A 15,738-nucleotide genomic window follows, 5' to 3' on the forward strand; every position below is an offset into this window, starting at 1 on the left:
GGCGCCCGGAGCGCGCCGCGCACCGCGAGCGCCGTGCCCGGCGCGCCGCGCCGGGCGAGGGAGGTGCCCGCGCATGGATGACGCCCTGTGGGTGGACGAGCTCTACAAGGCGTTCTGGCGGACCCTCCCCGGGATGCTGCACGCCGACGCGCAGGGGCTGGCCTACACGCTCGGCCTGTCGCCGTCGCGCGACGTGCCCTGGAGCGCCGTGTTCAGCAACGAGATCACGCTGGCCGCGCCCGCGCTGCTCGCGGAGGCCATGCCGGGCGTCCGCGGGGCCACGGTGCAGGACGCGCTCCTCGCGCACCTGCTCGCCGTCATCGAGGCGTTCGGCACCGATCGCATCAAGGACAAGCAGGTCCGCCCGACCTGGCAGCTCGAGGCCATCCTGGCGCACGCCCGGCGGGCGCGCGACGAGGCGCTCCGCCGCGTCGCGCCAGGGGTCGATGACCCGGCCATCGATTTCGCGCGCGCGGACGACGCGACGCTGTTCGCCATCGAGACCGAGCGCAGCCTCCTCGCGAGCGGCGGGCCCGCCGGCTTCAGCCGCTATTACGCGCTCTCCCTCGGCAAGCAGAGCGTCGGCTTCCCGGCGTCGATCGCCCTCGCGCACGCCGCCGGCTGGACGGCCGAGCGGCGCGAGGTGCTCGCGCGGCTGCTGTCGTCGGTGTGGCTCGGGCTGCAGCTCCACGACGACGTCATGGACTGGCAGGACGACTACCAGCGAGGCGGCGCCTGGGCCGTCGTCCTGGCGTCGGAGCTCCGATCGCGCGCGCACGAAGAGCCCCGGGCCGAGGAGCGCGATCGGGAGCGCGCCTCGGCGCCGCGCCACCGCGGCGCGGTCGCGTACGGGCCGCTCGGGACGCCGCCCTGGGGGATCGCGGTGACGCCGAAGGCGCAGGGCGAGCCGCCGATCCCCGACGCGCCCTCGTCCTTGCTCCCCGTCCGCCGGATGGTCCTCGAGTCCGGCGTCCTCGCGGCGATGCTCGACGGCGAGCGCCGGTGCTTCCGCGCCGCGCGGCGGCGCGCCGCGGTGCTCGGCGCTCGCCGCGTCGCGGCCTGGGCGGAGGGGAAGGCGGCGCAGGCGCAGGAGCTCGCGCGGTGCGAGGCCGAGAGCCCCGGCTTCGCGAACCGCGCCCACGCGCTCAACGCCTGGGCCAAGGCCGTGCTGGCATGAGCCGCGGCCGCGGCGCGGCCGCGCGAGGGGGGGCGGGCTCTCCGGAGGAGGGGTCCGCGCGCGCGCGTCCGGCGCCCGGTCGCAAGAGCGCGCCGCCCCCGGCGTCGTCCGCGACGCCCAGGGCGCGCTCGCGGCGCCCGCCGTGGGACTTCGGCTATGCCCCGGTCCCCACCGCCGCCGGCGACGACGACGACGGTCCCCTCGACGTCGTCGTCGCCTCGCGGTGCCCCGTCGCGCCCGACGCGGTCGCCGCGGCGCTCGGGGCGCGCTGGTCTGGCGTCGCGGTCGAGCGCGTCATCGAACGGACGCCCATCTTCTGGCTCCGCGTCCGGTCCCCCGACCGCGGGCGGCGCGCCGACGTCGCCGCGGCGCTCTCGGCCGCGGCGCTGCCGGTGCGCTACGTCGCGTCGGCCCGGCGCCCGAGCGCCGCCGTCGCCCCGCGCTTCGACGCGGCCGCCGGCGCCGCGGCGCGCCCGGAGGGCTGGACGGCGCGCCGCGCTTCGGTCGAGGACGAGCCCGTCACCCCCGGCCGCTGGTTCCTGCGCGACGAGGGCGGCGGGATCGGCGTCGATCGCCGCCGCTGCGGGGGCGGCGCCGGGACGCGCCTCGGGGTCATCGACGACGACGCGTGGACGGCCGACGAGCTCGGCCTCGAGCGCGAGGTGCTCGTCATGATGGAGCAGCCGCCGCGCAGCCAGGCGCACGGCGCGTTCATGGTCGCGTGGGCCGTGGGGGGCCGCCGCCCCGGCGGGTTCCGCGGCGTCGCGCCGGACGCGTCGCCCCGGCTCTACCTGATCCCGAAGCCTGGATCGTGCGTCGTCGCCCTTCCGGTCGCGATTGTCCGGGCGGTCAGCGACGGCGCCGACGTCGTTGTGTGCGCCGCGTACGTCGAGGGCTCGACGACGCCCATGCTCGACGACGCGCTTGAGTTCGCCGCCCGCCTCGGGCGCCGCGGCCGGGGCTGCCCTGTCGTGTTCCCCACGGGCCGTGAGGCCTCGAGCCCTCCCGAGTCGCTGCACGCGAGCTTCTCGCTCGGGTTCGGCGAGCCCGCGAGCGACCCGCGCGTGTTCTGCGTCGGCCCGGGCGCCCGCGGCGAAGGGTGGTTCCTCTGGCGGGACCGGCGGGGGCGCAGCCGCCCCTTCGCCAACCGCGGCCCGGCGGTGCGGTGGCTCGCGCCAGGGGACGACATCACCTGCCCGCTGCCGTCCGCGTCCAGCGCGACCCCCGCGCTCGAGCGGCTCTGCCACGCCGAGTCGAGCGGGGCCTCGGCCCTCGCCGCGGGCTCGCTGCTCCTCGTCCTGTCGCGGAACCCGTCGCTCCGCCTGCCCGAGCTCGACGCCCTCGTGATGCGCACGCTCGCCCCCGTGCCTCCCGCGGCGCCCGCGTCGGCCGAGCCGATCGCCGACGCGTGGGACGTGCTCCCCGACGGGCGCGATCGCGACGGCCACAACGCCAAGCACGGCTACGGCCGCATCGACGCCGGTCGAGCCTGCCTCGCCGCCGGAGATCCCGTCGCGCTCGCGCTGGTGTCCGTCGGCGAGGACGGCGCCGCTCGCATCTGGCACGACGCCCGCGCCGAGGGGCCGCTCGTCCGCCGCCTGTACTCGCGCCGCCTCGGGCGCTGGGCGGTCCGGGCGCTGCTCGCCGACCCGAGCCTCTGCCACGGCGTCTGCGCGCTCGTGCGCCACGCCCGCCTCACCGCGGGCGACCCGCGGCGCCGGCGCGCCCACGGCGCTGGCGCCGTGCTGCGGCAGCTCTCGCTCGTCGTCCGCGCCCTCGCCGCGAGCCGCGCGGCGCCGCCGCCCTCGCCGCGCGTGCGGGACGAGATCACCGCCCTGCTCGACCGGCTCGAGCGATCGGCGACCGACGCCGCCGCCGTCGCCTACGTCGAGTCGCGCTTCGGAGCGCTGGCGGACGTCGTGTTCGCGGACGCCACGGACGGCGACGCGCACGAGGGCGCCGCCTGAGCGCGCCGCCGTCCCGCCGCGGGGTGATCCCGCTCTCATCTCCGCGGGAAAACGTAATGATAATTGCGTAGTAGCGCCGCTGGGGCGCCGGGATCGCGGGTGACGGGCGCGTTGCGCCCCGTCCGGCGCGCGAGCCCCGTTGGTTCACCCGGAGTTCCAGCGTATCGTGGGTGGCTGGCGGCGCAATTTGCGCGCCGTCGGCTCTCCCGATGCCTGCTATCGAGAATCGCCGTTGGCTCCTCGCGGTGGTCGTCCTCGCGGCGCTCGTGCTGGGCGGCTCGGGGATGAGGAGCGCTCTGGGCTGGTACGAGCGCCCGTTCCCCGGCGTGCTCGTCGATCCGGACGGCGTGGTCTCGAGCGTGGGCCTGCCGTCCTGGGAGGGCTTCCAGAAGGGCCTCCGGTACCCGGATCGCGTCGTCGAGGTCGACGGCTGGCGCCTCGAGAGCACCGCGGGGCGCTACCGCGCGAGCGCCTGGGACGCCGCGGTCGAACGGGCGGCGCACGAGGGGCGCCGCTCGGTGCACGCCCGCGTCGAGACGGCGGAGGGGCTGCGCGACGTCGAGCTCTCCCTCGTCCCCTTCGACGCCCTCGCCTGGTGGTTCTACGCCGGCGGGCTGATGGTCGTCGCCTCGCTCTACGTGGGCGCCGCGCTCATCGCCCTCAGCGCGAGCCCCCACGGCAAGCTCGCCCGCGCCTTCGCGAGCGCCGCGCTGTTCGCCGCGCTCTTCCAGTTCGCGCTGTTCGACTACCACAGCTCGCGCCACCTCGTCCCGTTCTTCCACGTCGCCTACGCGCTCGTCCCGATGAGCTTCTTCACGCTGGCGCTGCGGCTGCCGGACGACGTCCCGCTCATCGCGCGCTACCCCGTCTTCGCGCGGATCGCGCACGGGCTCGGCGGCCTGCTCGCCGCCGCCCTGCTCGCCTCGCACGCCATGGGCTGGACCACCGTCTCGCTCCGGAGCGTCTGCGCGATCCTGTTCGTGGCGTCGTTCTTCTTCTTCGCGACCACGCTGATCCTCCGCTTCGCCGCGGCGGAGGGCGATCGCCGCCGCACCCTGCGCGCGCTGCTCCTCGCGATGGCGCCGCCGCACGTGGTGATCGCCCTCGGCTTCATGCTCGCCATGCTCGGCGCCCCGGCGTCGACGCTCGCGTGGTTCGCGATCCCCGCGCTCGCCCTCACGCCCGTCTCGAGCGTCGTCGCGTTCATCCGCTACGACCTCTGGGGGAGCCGCGCGCTCCTGTCGCGCCCGCTCACGCGCGTCATCATCGCCTGCATGATGGTCGCGCTCACGGTGATCCTCTGCTCCGCGTGCGCGGGGTACGCCGGCCTCCCGCTGCTCGGCGCGATCAAGGTCGCGGCGCCGGCCGCCGTCGTCAGCGCGGCGCTCGTCGTGTTCGCGCTCGGCGCCGGCGATCGGAAGCTCTTCCCGGCGCGCGCGGAGTACAAGCCCACCGTCGAGCAGCTCAGCGAGGAGCTGACGCTCGTCGCCGATCCCGACGAGGTCGCCTTCGCGGTCGAGCGCACGGTGGCGCGCTGGCTCTCCTGCGAGCGCGTCACCTTCCGCCGCATCGCGGTCGACGCGGCCGACGGCGCGGGCAGCGCCGGCGCCGCGCCCGGCGAGCCGGCGCCGAGGGCGGACGAGTCGAGCGGCGAGCGGGTCATCGAGGTCGAGCCCTCCACGACGAGCGCGAGCGCGAGCGAGCTCTCGCTGACCGTCATGTTCCGCGGCCGGCTGCTCGGCGTCCTCGAGGTGGGCAAGAAGCGCGGCGGCGCCCTGTTCACCAGCGAGGATCTCGACCTGCTCCGCACGATCGGCAACCAGGCCGCGCTCGCCATGGCGCACGCCCACAGCTACGCGGAGCTGGAGCGGCGGCGGCGGGAGCAGGCCGCCGCGTGGCGCGACGAGCGCGCGGCGCTCATCGAGACGCTCGCGGCCGAGATCACCCACGAGGTGCGCTACCCGATCAACTTCTTCCGCTCCGTGTTCAAGCGCGGATCGAAGAACCAGAGCCTGGACGCCGAGGAGGTCGACATCGGCTGCGAGGAGGTCGAGCGCCTCGAGCGCCTCGTGATGGGGCTGCGCCGGGTGACGCACAGGAAGCTCGAGCGCCGCCGCCTCGCGGTCGAGGAGCTCGTAAGCCGGGCGGAGATGCTCCTGCGCGATCAGCTCGGCAAGCGGCGGATCGAGGCGCGCGTGAGCGCTGGATCGAGGCTCCGCTGCGATCCCGATCAGGCCACGCAGGTGCTCGTCAACCTCCTCTCGAACGGCCTCGACGCGGCCGGCGACAAGGGGACGATCGGGGTCGTCTGGGAGACCACCGAGAGCGGCGCCGAGCTCGTCGTGTGGGACACGGGGCCCGGCATCTCGGGGGACGCGTCGCGCCTCTTCGCGCCCTGGTACACGACGAAGCCCCGCGGGACCGGGCTCGGGCTCGCCATCACGCACCGCATCGTCCGGGCCCACGGGTGGTTGATCGAGCCGGAGCGGCGCGACGGCACGACGCGGTTCGTGATCTCGATCCCCGCCGCAGACGTCTCCATCACCGCGGAGGACGAGGTCGCGTGAAGATCCTGATCGTCGATGATCAGCGGAGCGGCCGCCGCACGCTGCGGCAGATCCTGGCCGCGCTCGACGAGGTCGAGGTACTAGAGGCGGTCGGCCTGGACGACGCGATGACGGTCGTCGAGCGGAGCGCGCCGGACCTCCTGCTCCTCGACGTGCGCCTGTCGGACGATCCGCGCGACCGCGGCGGCCTGGAGATCCTGCGGCGGGTGCGGGCCTCGGGGCGGAGCACGCCGGCGCTGATGGTCACGTCGGTCAGCGAGCTCTCCGAGATCCGGGAGGCCATGCGGCTCGGCGCGCAGGACTACGTGCTGAAGGACGAGCTCTGCCCGGAGATGCTCCTGCCGATCATCGAGGGGCAGCGCGAGCGGCTGCTCCTGAAGGGCGAGGTGGTGCGGCTCCGCGAGCGGGTCGACCGCACGTTCGGCACGAAGGCGCTCATCGGCTCGTCCGCGGGGATGGAGCGCGTCCGCCGGATCATCGAGCGGGTCGCCGAGTCGAGCAAGACGGTGCTCATCCGCGGCGAGACCGGCAGTGGCAAGGAGATGGTCGCCCGCGCGCTGCACGAGATGAGCTCGCGCCGCGGCGAGCCGTTCGTCGCGGTCAACTGCTCCGCGCTGCCGGGGACGCTCATCGAGTCGCTCATCTTCGGGCACGAGCGCGGCGCCTTCACCGGCGCCGAGAAGCGCATGCGCGGCCAGCTCGAGCTCGCGGGCGCGGGCACCATCCTGCTCGACGAGATCGCCGAGATGCCCGGCGAGCTCCAGGCGAAGCTCCTGCGCGTCGTCGAGGATCGCCGCTTCCGCCCCCTCGGCGCCGAGTCGGAGATCCCGCTGCGCGCCCGCGTCCTCGCCGCGACCCACGTCGACCTGGAGAAGCGCATCAGCGAGGGGCGCTTCCGGGAGGACCTCTTCTACCGGCTCAACGTCGTCACGGTGCACGTCCCGTCGCTGGCCGAGCGCGACGCCGATCTCATCGAGCTCCTGCTCGCGTTCAGCGCGGAGCTCCCGCGCAAGCTGCGCTACACCGACGACGCGATCGCGTGGCTGGTCCGGCGGCCCTGGCCCGGCAACGTGCGTGAGCTCCGGAACGTGGTCGAGCGGCTGGGGCTGCTCGCGGACGACGATCTCATCGACGTCCCCACGCTCGAGGAGCTCGCGCGCGAGCGGCCGGTCGTGGACGCCACCGCGGAGATCGACCGGCTGGCGCGCGCCCTGCTCGCGCTGCCCGAGCGGCTGGGATCGAAGCTCCGCGTGATCGAGCGCGCCGTCCTGCACCACGCGATCGAGAGCTGCGGCGGCAACAAGGCGGCCGCGGCGCGGCTCATCGGCGTCGATCGGAAGATGCTCGAGCGGCGCTGGGACCGGCACACCGGCGAGGAGCCGCCGAGCAGCCGGCGGATGTCGATGCCGACGCCGATGGCCGCGCGCCACCTCGGCGAGGAGCCGCCGAGCAGCCGGCGGCACACGCCCGCGAACGGGACGCGGCACCTCGGCGAGGAGCTATCGGGCAACCGCAACCACACGCCGGTGAGCTTGCCGCGGTACGCCAGCGAGGAAGCGCCGAGCACCCGCCGCCAGGCGCCGCCGCCAGACCACGACGACGTCTGAGGGGCGCGGCGCGCCACGTCGGCGGCGTGCCGCGCCGCGCCAACGGCGGCGCCGCGCGCTACTTCCTGCCGATGCCCGTGTAGACGAACCCCATGCCGCGGAGCTCGTCCGGCTCCCAGATGTTGCGCCCGTCGAAGAGCGTCGGGGAGCTCAGGATGCGCTTCAGCCGGTGGAAGTCCGGGCGCCGGTACTCGTGCCACTCGGTGACGACGACCAGCGCGTCCGCGCCCTCGGCCGCGCCGTACATGCCGTCGCTCAGGAGGATGCGGTTCCCGTAGATGGCGCGCACGTTCGGCATCGCCTGCGGGTCGTGCGCCTGGACCGTCGCGCCCGCCTCGAGCAGCGCGTCGATGAGCGTGAGCGCCGGCGCCTCGCGGATGTCGTCCGTCTGCGGCTTGAACGCGAGCCCCCAGACCGCGATCGTCTTCCCCTTCAGGGCGCCGTCGAAGTGGGCGCTCACCTTGCTGGCGAGCAGCCGCTTCTGCCGGGCGTTGATCCGCTCGGTCGCTCGGACGATCTCCAGATCGTGCCCGACAGAGCCCGCGGTGTAGAGGATGGCCGAGAGGTCCTTGGGGAAGCACGACCCGCCGAACCCCGGGCCGGCGAACAGGAACTTCGTGCCGATGCGCGGGTCGGCCCCGACGCCCTTGCGCACGAGCTCGATGTCCGCGCCGACCTTCTCCGCGAGCACGGCCAGGTCGTTCATGAACGAGATGCGCGACGCGAGCAGCGCGTTGGCGGCGTACTTGGTGAGCTCGGCCGAGCGCGCGTCCATGAGCTGGATGCGATCGCTCGCCCGCACGAACGGGTTGTAGAGGTGGCGCAGGATCTCGCGCGCCTTCGGGTCGTCCGAGCCGATGATCACGCGGTCGGGCTTCATGAAGTCGTTGACCGCGTCACCCTCCTTGAGAAACTCCGGGTTCGACGCGACAGCGAACGGCTGGGTGGCGTTCGCGCCGATGATCTGCCGGAGCCGGTCCGCCGTGCCGACGGGGACCGTGCTCTTCGTGGCGATCACCTTGAAATTGTTCAGGTTCTTGCCGATCGTCTCGCCGACGGCCTCGACGGCGGAGAGGTCGGCGGAGCCGTCGTCCGCCTGGGGCGTACCGACGGCGATGAAGACGATCTCGGCGTCGCGGATGGCGCCGGCGACGTCGGTGGAGAACCGGAGCCTGCCGTCGCGGGTGTTCTTCGCGATCAGCACGTCGAGGCCGGGCTCGTAGATCGGCACCTCTCCGCGCTTCAGCATCTCGATCTTGGCAGCGGACACGTCGACGCACGCCACGTCATTCCCGAAATCCGCGAACCCCGCGCCGGCGACGAGGCCGACATACCCTGTTCCCACGACGGCAAGCTGCATGGGCGGGACGCTACCACGACCCCGGCGCCGTTCTAGCCGGCAGTCGCACGGAGTGTGGCCTCCGATCGATCTGTCCCGCTCCTCTCGCGTGCGAGCGCGCCGAGCGTTCGTGCTGCCCTCGCCTCCCTGAGCCGAGGGGCTGCCGGGCGCGTGGTGGTCGTGGCGCCGTGGCGCCGCGCGGCTCAGGGGTGGACGAACACCACGGTGCCGGTCAGCGAGCGCGCTGCGCCGTGCCATCCCGGCGGGACGGCCGGCTCGGTCCAGAAGAACAGGCGGCGGGCGTCCTCTGGAGACAGGTTGATGCAGCCGTGGCTCTTGGGCCGGCCGAACTTGTCGTGCCAGTACGCGCCGTGCAGCGCATACCCCTCCTCGAAGTACTGCACGTAAGGCACGTCGCGCAGCTCGAACTCCTCACCGACGGTGTCCGAGTCCATGGTGCTCGTGACGAACTTCGTGTGGATACGGAAGATCCCGCGCTTGGTCGCGGTGCTGGACTCGTGGTCCTCGAGCCCCGCCTCGCCGCTCGAGATCAGCGTCGCATAGACGGGCTTCGTTCCCTCGTAGGCGACGAGCACCTGCTTCGTGATGTTGACGTCGAGCCACTTCTCGCCGTTCTTGCCCCAGGCAGGCATCTTCTTGGCAGGGTCGATGCGGCCGGCGTGGCGGTCGTCGACCCAGTCACCGTCCTTCGTCTCGTAGTGCAGCTTGCCGCCGAAGAACTGCTGTTTGCCGGTGAGGGGCACGGCGGAGCGCCACTCGAGCTCTCCGCCGTCGACGAGCTTCTTGCCCTCGACGCGCCATCGCTTGCCCCCGGCGCGGCGCACGAGCACGAACGGGAAGTCGATGTCCTTGCCGATCTCGACGCCGTGGAACTCGGAGCCGCGGATGGGGCGGAACCTGTCGGCCGGGACGACGCGCAGATCGGTTGTGACGTTGTAGCGCCGGCCCTCGTGGAGGAACGACTCGAGGAAGGCCATCCCGTTGCGCCGAGAGACCTCGTCGATCTTCACGGCGTCGCTCGTCTTGATGAGGCCGGAGAGGTTGGGGGCGCGCCGGCCGTCCCGCAGGTACCAGGGGATCTCGCGATCGGTGATGCGCTGCGCGAGCGCGTCGAGCGCGGGCGGGGCGGGCTCTGCGCTCCATTTGAGCCAGACGTCGAGGCCGTAGGTGGCGCCGCTCTCCTCGTCCTTGGCCCAGCGATCGAGGTGCTTCTTGAGGCTCGGCTCGAAGCGCGCGACATCGTCCTCGGTCGGGATGCGCGCGTAGGCCGGGCCGCCGCGCGTGACGGTCCCGTACATGTACGGGAGCTTGTGGGTGACGTCGGGGCGGCGTGCCGCGGCGCGGACGATCTCGTCGTCGAGGTCGAGCGTCGCATCGGGGCCGACGCAGACGTAGCCGAACGGCTTGATCTTGCGGAAGCCCCCGGGGCAGCCGGACGTGCCGGCGGGCTCGGGATCCATCTCCACGACCGCGCCGGCGCGCAGGAAGCCGACGGGCTTCGCGTCGGCGCTGGGCCGCGCAAGGACGCGGGTGAGCATCGAGGTGCTGGCGAGCCGCGGGCGGCCCTCGGGGACCGGCGCCGGCGGGGTGGCGACGCCGCCGAGCGAGACGATGGGCGGGCCCTCGGGCAGGCCGGGCGGCGGCTCGTCCTCGGCCGGGGCGGGGGATGCGGGAGAGGAGGTGGAGGCCGGGCCCTGCGCGGCGGCCTCCTTGGCGCTAGCGCTGCCGGGGGCCTCGAGTGGCGAATCGGGGGTGCTCCCGGACCGGGGCTGGCCGCAGCCCGAGAGGAGCGCACCGAGGGCGAGGAACGCGAACGCAGGGCGGCGCGCCGCGGGTGAAGCTGCGGCGCGCGGTCGGGGCGGCGTGTCCATGGCGCGGCGACGGTAATGCACGGGAGGGGGAGGAGGGCCAGTTTTTGGCGGCGCATGTTCTGTGGGCGGTTGGCGCGCGCCTCTCTCCCGGTCCTGGAGGAATGGCGGCGCCACACCGCGGACCGTGGCGCTGAGACGCGCGGCACGTGTGCACGATGACGGACTGACGCCGAGCAGGGCGCCGCGCGACGAGCCAGCGCCGCGCAGCGGAAGAGAGCTGCGTTCAGGGCGACACGCCGCGGCGGGAGCGAGCTCGATCTCGCTCCTCGGCGCAGCGAGAAGCCGGGCGATCTCGTTGCTGGAGGAAGCCGGAGGGCGAGCAGGTCAGGCGGGCGAGGTAGCCGGGATGGACCGGGTCGTCTAGGCTCGCGGGGCCCGCGGAAGGCTTCGGTGCACGCCCATGATCGAGACCGTCAGCTTCAAGAATTTCAAAGCGCTGCGGGACATCCGTTTCCCGCTCGAGCGGTTCACGGTGCTGGTAGGGCCGAACGCCTCCGGGAAGACGAGCGTGCTTCAAGGGCTGGCCGCTCTCCACGCGGAAGACCCGTGGTCAACCCTGGAAGGTGAGCGACATCCGTCCGTGGTCCGCTCTCATGGCACCAGCGAGCCGATCGAGATTCGATGCACGGGCACCTGGAGGGGCAAGGCGGGCTCGATCGAGCTTCGTGCAGAGGAATACGACGAACTGCACTGGGCAAGGTACGTGACCGTTCACCATGGTGATGACGTATTCACGGAACAGATGGGTGGCATTCAGTTGTCGGATGAAGCTCGAGATGCGGTGGATGCTGTTCGCCCTCCGGCGGACTTGCTCAGGCTCGACGCGACCAAGCTTGCCCAGCCGTCCTACAGCGCCTCGCTCGTGCCGCGAATAGAGCCGGACGGCGATGGCCTGGCCGCCGTGCTCGCCGAGATGCTCATCTCGCGCGCGGACGACTTCCGACGCGTGGAGGAGGCGCTGCGCGCAGTCATTCCGTCTGTGGAGAGGATCCGTCTGGAGCGGTCAGCGGTGAGGCGGCCCGAGATCCAGCGGGTGACCATCAACGGCCAGACGACGACGAGCACCGTAGAGCGCGAGTACGTTGGCCATCGTGTCGTGCTGGACATGCGCGGTGCGGCCAATTTACCAGCCCATGCCGCGAGCGAGGGGACGCTCATCGTGCTGGGTATCTTAACGGCGATCATCGGTCGTAGGAGCGCGCACTTGCTCCTCATCGACGACCTTGAGCGTGCGATCCACCCGAGGGCCATCGCCGATCTGGTCGCGCAGATCCGCAAGCTGCTCGACGCGCTTCCTGACCTGCAGATCGTCGCGACGAGCCACTCCCCCTACCTCATCGATCATCTCGAGCCTGAGGAGGTTCGACTGATGAGCGCCGACGAGACCGGCGCCGTGAGGTGGGCCCGGTTGAACGATCATCCGCAGTTTGAGCGCTGGAAAGAGTTCATGCGCCCAGGGGAGATCTGGAGCATGGTCGGCGAGGAATGGGTCCGCGATCGAGGCCCGCAGCCCCATGCCTGAGCAGGTGGCCTGCTCGATAGCGATCGTATGTGAAGCGGACGCCGACCGGCGCACGGCCTGCGTGCTGTCCGATCGAGCGCTCTGCGAAAACGTCGACTGGATTGGCTCGGAGACGATGGATTTCTTTCGCCGTTATCATGGTATCTTCCTTCAGGATTCTCACCTGAAGTGGACGAGCATGAAGGGGATGGCGAGAGCGCGACATGTCGTCGCGCACGGGTTCTCCGGCGGAAGACCGCGCGAACCAGACGCAGCGATGGCCGAGCAGGCCCTGAAGCTCCTCGCCACGCTCGGCTCTCCTCCAGACGTTGTGATCCTCACGCGTGACGCGGACAAGCTGAGCCGACGTCGCGAGGGTTTCGAGCAGGCGCGGGATTCACAGCCGTGGCCCTTCGCGGTCGTCATCGGCGTCGCCAATACCAAGCGCGAGTGCTGGATCCTCGCTGGCTACGAGCCTCGCGACGACGCCGAGAGAGCGCTCCTCGAGCGCGAGCGCAAGGATCTCGGTTTCGACCCCCGCTTCAGCGCCGAGCGGCTCACGGCGAGCGAGGAAGGCGCGAAGCGCGATGCGAAGCGGGTGCTCCATGCGCTCACGGGAGGGGATCCAGAGCGGGAGGAAGCATGCATGAAAGACCCTCCCTTGACCACCCTGAAGCAGCGAGGCGCCGCGACCGGGCTCATGGACTACCTCACGGAGATCGAAGAGCGCCTCGTGCCTCTGTTCGCCCCGGTCGCGAAGCGCTGACCACCGACCTTCCCCGGCTCCCTTGGCCGAGGCGCGGCGCCGCGCCTCCACGCCGGGCGCGGCGCAGCGTCGTCGCGCACGATCAGGGTGAACGGATACCGCTCTTCACCTCTCGCGTCGGGATCGTAGGCCCCGGTGGGCAGCGCGGTCACCACGAGCGTTCGTTTCCCGTCGGCTGCGAGCTTCAGCTCCGCGGAGCCGGACGACAGGTCCAGGATCTCGCCGTCCGAGTCGGGCGTCAGACCGGGGACGGCCTGGACGACGAAGCGGCGCCTCGCGTCGCCGGGCGCCTCGAGCGACACCCGGAGCGATCGCGGCGTGTCCGCTCCTGCCGAGAGCTCGATATAGCTGGTGCCGAGCAACATCGGCGCGCGCTCGCGGACGTCGATCCTGCCCGGCCTGGCCTCGACCTGGGCCGCCAGCGAGAGCTTCGCCGCCGCGAGGTGCTGAAGGCCGCCCGCGAAGTGCCGGAAATGGCGGTCGTCGATGTGATCGCCGGTGTACCAGCGCCAGCGCGCGAGCTCGTGGACGGCCTCGACATAGCTCATGCCCGCCGCCTCTCGGAGCATCGCATCGAGCGCATCGACGAAGTCAGGCTCGTTGGGCTGCGCGCCGTCGCCTGCGGCGGGGGCGTCGCGCGACCCGAGCCACATGCGCGAGACGAACCGCGGATCGCCGTCGAAGAACCGATCTTTGAGGTAAAGCAGCACCATGGAGGCGCCGTACATGGACCATGTCTCGTAATGGTCGTTGTGGTCGATCGCCCATTCCGGGTGCCTCTGAAAGTCGGCCAGGCCCTCGCCCGCATAGCGATCCGCGCGGACCTGGTCGAGGAACGTCGCCGACATCTCGAAGACGACGGGGCTCTCGCTCCAGTCGTCCGCGGCCTGCGAGGCGTGCGCCATCTCGTGCACCACGGTCTCCTCGAGAGCGGAGCCGCCGTAAGGCCCCCACGGATCGACGATCATGTAGGGGTGCCGGTCGTCCCATGAGGTCGACGGCTCGCCTCCGAGGACGTCGACGAGGCAGCTGCGGTGGCCTCTCCACACGAACACATCGAGCGCGTCGTCCGGCCCGCACTCTCCGCCATCGCCGATGGGCGGGCGCATGCCGATCTGGCGCACATGATAGTCCCAGCCCTCCTCGACGAACGCGAGGACCTGGCGCGCGGTGTCGCGCTCTTCCGCCTTGTAATGGTGCACGAGCACGGGGAGGGTCGAGGATCGAAGGGAGAAAGGGAACATCTCCTCGAAGTCGGCTCGCCCACAGATGCTCGCGCCTTCCGGCAAAGGGTGCTTGTACTCCGACGGTGTGGCCGGGGTCATGTCATCGCCCTCTGTGCCGCAGCCGACGGGCCCGAGGCCGAGGGTGAAGCAAGCCAGCCAGGGAAGGGATCTCCGCATCGAGGCGCTTTAACCGAGCCTCCGGGGAGCTTGCAAGGAGCGGCCGCCAGCATGGCCGCGCGGCGCGCGGCGCGCGAAGTGGAGCAGCACCCGGCTGCGTGCGTGCCAGAGGTGCTGCTCTCTCACCGCGGCTGTCGTGCTAGGCGGACTGGTCGAGCTCTCGCAGGATGTCGCGGAGCGCCTGGGCCTCGGCGCGCTCGAGGACCAGGGGCGCCGACAGGCACGTGGGCGCGTGGTCGCGATACTCCACGGGCTGGAAGGCGGCGAGCGCACCGGACGCGGTATAGGCGAGATCCAGGCGCACCGCGGAGGTGTCCGGCTCGCCCTCCCCATCCAGGGCGAAGGGGAGCTTCGCGATGGCGGCGAAGTCCCGCCTCTCCAGGGCGGCAGTGAGCGCTCCGATCGGGCAGGTGAAGTAGCGGAACCCTTCTTCCACCTTCTCACCCGTGGGCGTGTACACGGTCTCGCTCAGGATCAGCCATTTGCGGCGGGTGGCGAAGCGAGGGTCGGCGCGCATGAAGTCGGAAAGATCTTGGATCTCCATCGCGCGTTCATACCTCAACCGGGCCCAGGATCTCCACCAGTCCGTCGGGGCAGATCACGCTGTTCGGTCATCGCACACAGGAACGCAGGGTGGGTCGTCTCGACGCCTTCTCCCTGTGACATGGCCCTACGGCGGGGGGCGATGACGGGCTACGACCGTCCGAACCTGAGCAGCAGCCCGAGCCAGCCCTTCGCCAGGTAGAGGAGGTTGATCAGCACATACATCCAGAAGAACACGTCGAGCCGGTCCGCGAGCGCGAACGCCCAGATGTGGCTCGGGTAGTGGTTCAGGAAGCGCAGGAACGTCATCACGAGCCCCGCCGCCCGGGCGGCGGGCGACCGGGGCCGCTCCTCCGTGGCGGTCTCGTAATAGGCGGAGACCGAGGTCTCCTTGCCGCTGATCTCCGGGCGGCGGACGAAGTTCGTGAGCGAGATCGCCGAGGCGATCACCGCGACCCCCACGACGCCGGCGAGCAGGAAGCGCGGGTCTCCGCCGGGCCAGCGGCCGCCGTCCAGCCCGAGGCCGCCGGCGCTGAAGAGGCGCATCGAGAGGGCGCCCGAGAGGAGCACCGCCTTGAGCTCGTCCGTGAAGAAGTCGAAGAGGTGGCCCTCCTTCGACGCGAGCTGCTTGTGGCGCGCCAGCATCCCGTCGGCGCAGTCGAGCAGGTAGCTCAGCTCGAGCACGGCGATGGCGACGAGGCCCCCCGCCGCCGTGGGCAGCGCGACGAGCAGCGCCGCCGCGGCCACGAACACGGCGAGGTTGAGCAGCGTCACCTGGTTCGGCGTGATCGCGGTCCGCGCGAGGAGCGCGACCACGCCGCCGGCGAGCGGGCGCATCAGGTAGGTGTTGAAGAGCTGATCGTGCTTCTTCCGCGTGGCCAGGTAGATCCGCTTCGCTTCGCCGAGCATGGCCGGCGCATCCTAGCCGAGCGGCTCCCGTCTTGCTCGGGCGGTGGCGGCGCTTTCGCCTCCGTCG

The 15,738-nt window shown here is 72.1% G+C and carries 11 protein-coding genes; 6 read left to right on the forward strand and 5 right to left on the reverse strand.

Annotated features, from left to right (window positions below):
- The first annotated feature begins 73 nt into the window (after window positions 1-73).
- The 4 genes from WMF46_RS15135 (at window position 74) to WMF46_RS15150 (ending at window position 7,318) form a co-directional block, all read left to right on the forward strand.
- Window positions 74-1,177 (forward strand): hypothetical protein, encoded by a 1,104-nt coding sequence (locus tag WMF46_RS15135; protein WP_437986255.1) that lies wholly within the window; start codon window positions 74-76, stop codon window positions 1,175-1,177.
- Entirely contained in the window at window positions 1,174-3,144 is a 1,971-nt protein-coding gene (locus WMF46_RS15140) for a S8/S53 family peptidase (protein ID WP_437986256.1), read from the forward strand. The genes WMF46_RS15135 and WMF46_RS15140 overlap by 4 nt, the downstream gene beginning before the upstream one ends.
- A gap of 209 nt (window positions 3,145-3,353) precedes the next feature.
- Entirely contained in the window at window positions 3,354-5,711 is a 2,358-nt protein-coding gene (locus tag WMF46_RS15145; RefSeq protein ID WP_437986257.1) for an ATP-binding protein, read from the forward strand.
- Window positions 5,708-7,318, forward strand: a complete 1,611-nt coding sequence (locus tag WMF46_RS15150) for a sigma-54-dependent transcriptional regulator (protein ID WP_437986258.1) — start codon at window positions 5,708-5,710, stop codon at window positions 7,316-7,318. The genes WMF46_RS15145 and WMF46_RS15150 overlap by 4 nt, the downstream gene beginning before the upstream one ends.
- Window positions 7,319-7,376: 58 nt before the next feature.
- Here the strand turns inward: WMF46_RS15150 and WMF46_RS15155 are convergent, their stop codons facing one another.
- Both WMF46_RS15155 and WMF46_RS15160 read right to left on the reverse strand, forming a co-directional pair.
- Entirely contained in the window at window positions 7,377-8,678 is a 1,302-nt protein-coding gene (locus tag WMF46_RS15155) for a UDP-glucose dehydrogenase family protein (protein WP_437909162.1), read from the reverse strand.
- 182 nt (window positions 8,679-8,860) lie between these two features.
- Window positions 8,861-10,549, reverse strand: coding sequence for a L,D-transpeptidase (locus tag WMF46_RS15160; protein WP_437986259.1), 1,689 nt, complete (start codon window positions 10,547-10,549; stop codon window positions 8,861-8,863).
- Between the two features lie 400 nt (window positions 10,550-10,949).
- On the opposite strand from WMF46_RS15160, the gene WMF46_RS15165 reads away from it, so the two are divergent.
- Together WMF46_RS15165 and WMF46_RS15170 are read left to right on the forward strand one after the other, a co-directional pair.
- A complete protein-coding gene (locus WMF46_RS15165) occupies window positions 10,950-12,071 on the forward strand; it encodes an AAA family ATPase (protein ID WP_437986260.1) in 1,122 nt (373 codons plus the stop codon).
- Between the two features lie 256 nt (window positions 12,072-12,327).
- On the forward strand, window positions 12,328-12,816 hold the full coding sequence (locus WMF46_RS15170) for a hypothetical protein (protein WP_437986261.1): 489 nt from the start codon (window positions 12,328-12,330) through the stop codon (window positions 12,814-12,816).
- Here the strand turns inward: WMF46_RS15170 and WMF46_RS15175 are convergent.
- The 3 genes from WMF46_RS15175 to WMF46_RS15185 form a co-directional block, all read right to left on the reverse strand.
- Entirely contained in the window at window positions 12,756-14,219 is a 1,464-nt protein-coding gene (locus WMF46_RS15175; protein ID WP_437986262.1) for a hypothetical protein, read from the reverse strand. The genes WMF46_RS15170 and WMF46_RS15175 overlap by 61 nt on opposite strands.
- A 139-nt stretch (window positions 14,220-14,358) precedes the next feature.
- Window positions 14,359-14,763: a hypothetical protein gene (locus WMF46_RS15180; RefSeq protein ID WP_437986263.1), complete on the reverse strand. Its 405-nt coding sequence runs from the start codon at window positions 14,761-14,763 to the stop codon at window positions 14,359-14,361.
- A 149-nt stretch (window positions 14,764-14,912) separates the two neighbouring features.
- On the reverse strand, window positions 14,913-15,671 hold the full coding sequence (locus WMF46_RS15185; protein WP_437986264.1) for a CDP-alcohol phosphatidyltransferase family protein: 759 nt from the start codon (window positions 15,669-15,671) through the stop codon (window positions 14,913-14,915).
- Window positions 15,672-15,738: the final 67 nt, after the last annotated feature.

The sequence above is a fragment of the Sorangium sp. So ce117 genome (genome assembly GCF_051524395.1).
GTDB lineage: Bacteria > Myxococcota_A > Polyangia > Polyangiales > Polyangiaceae > Sorangium > Sorangium cellulosum_B.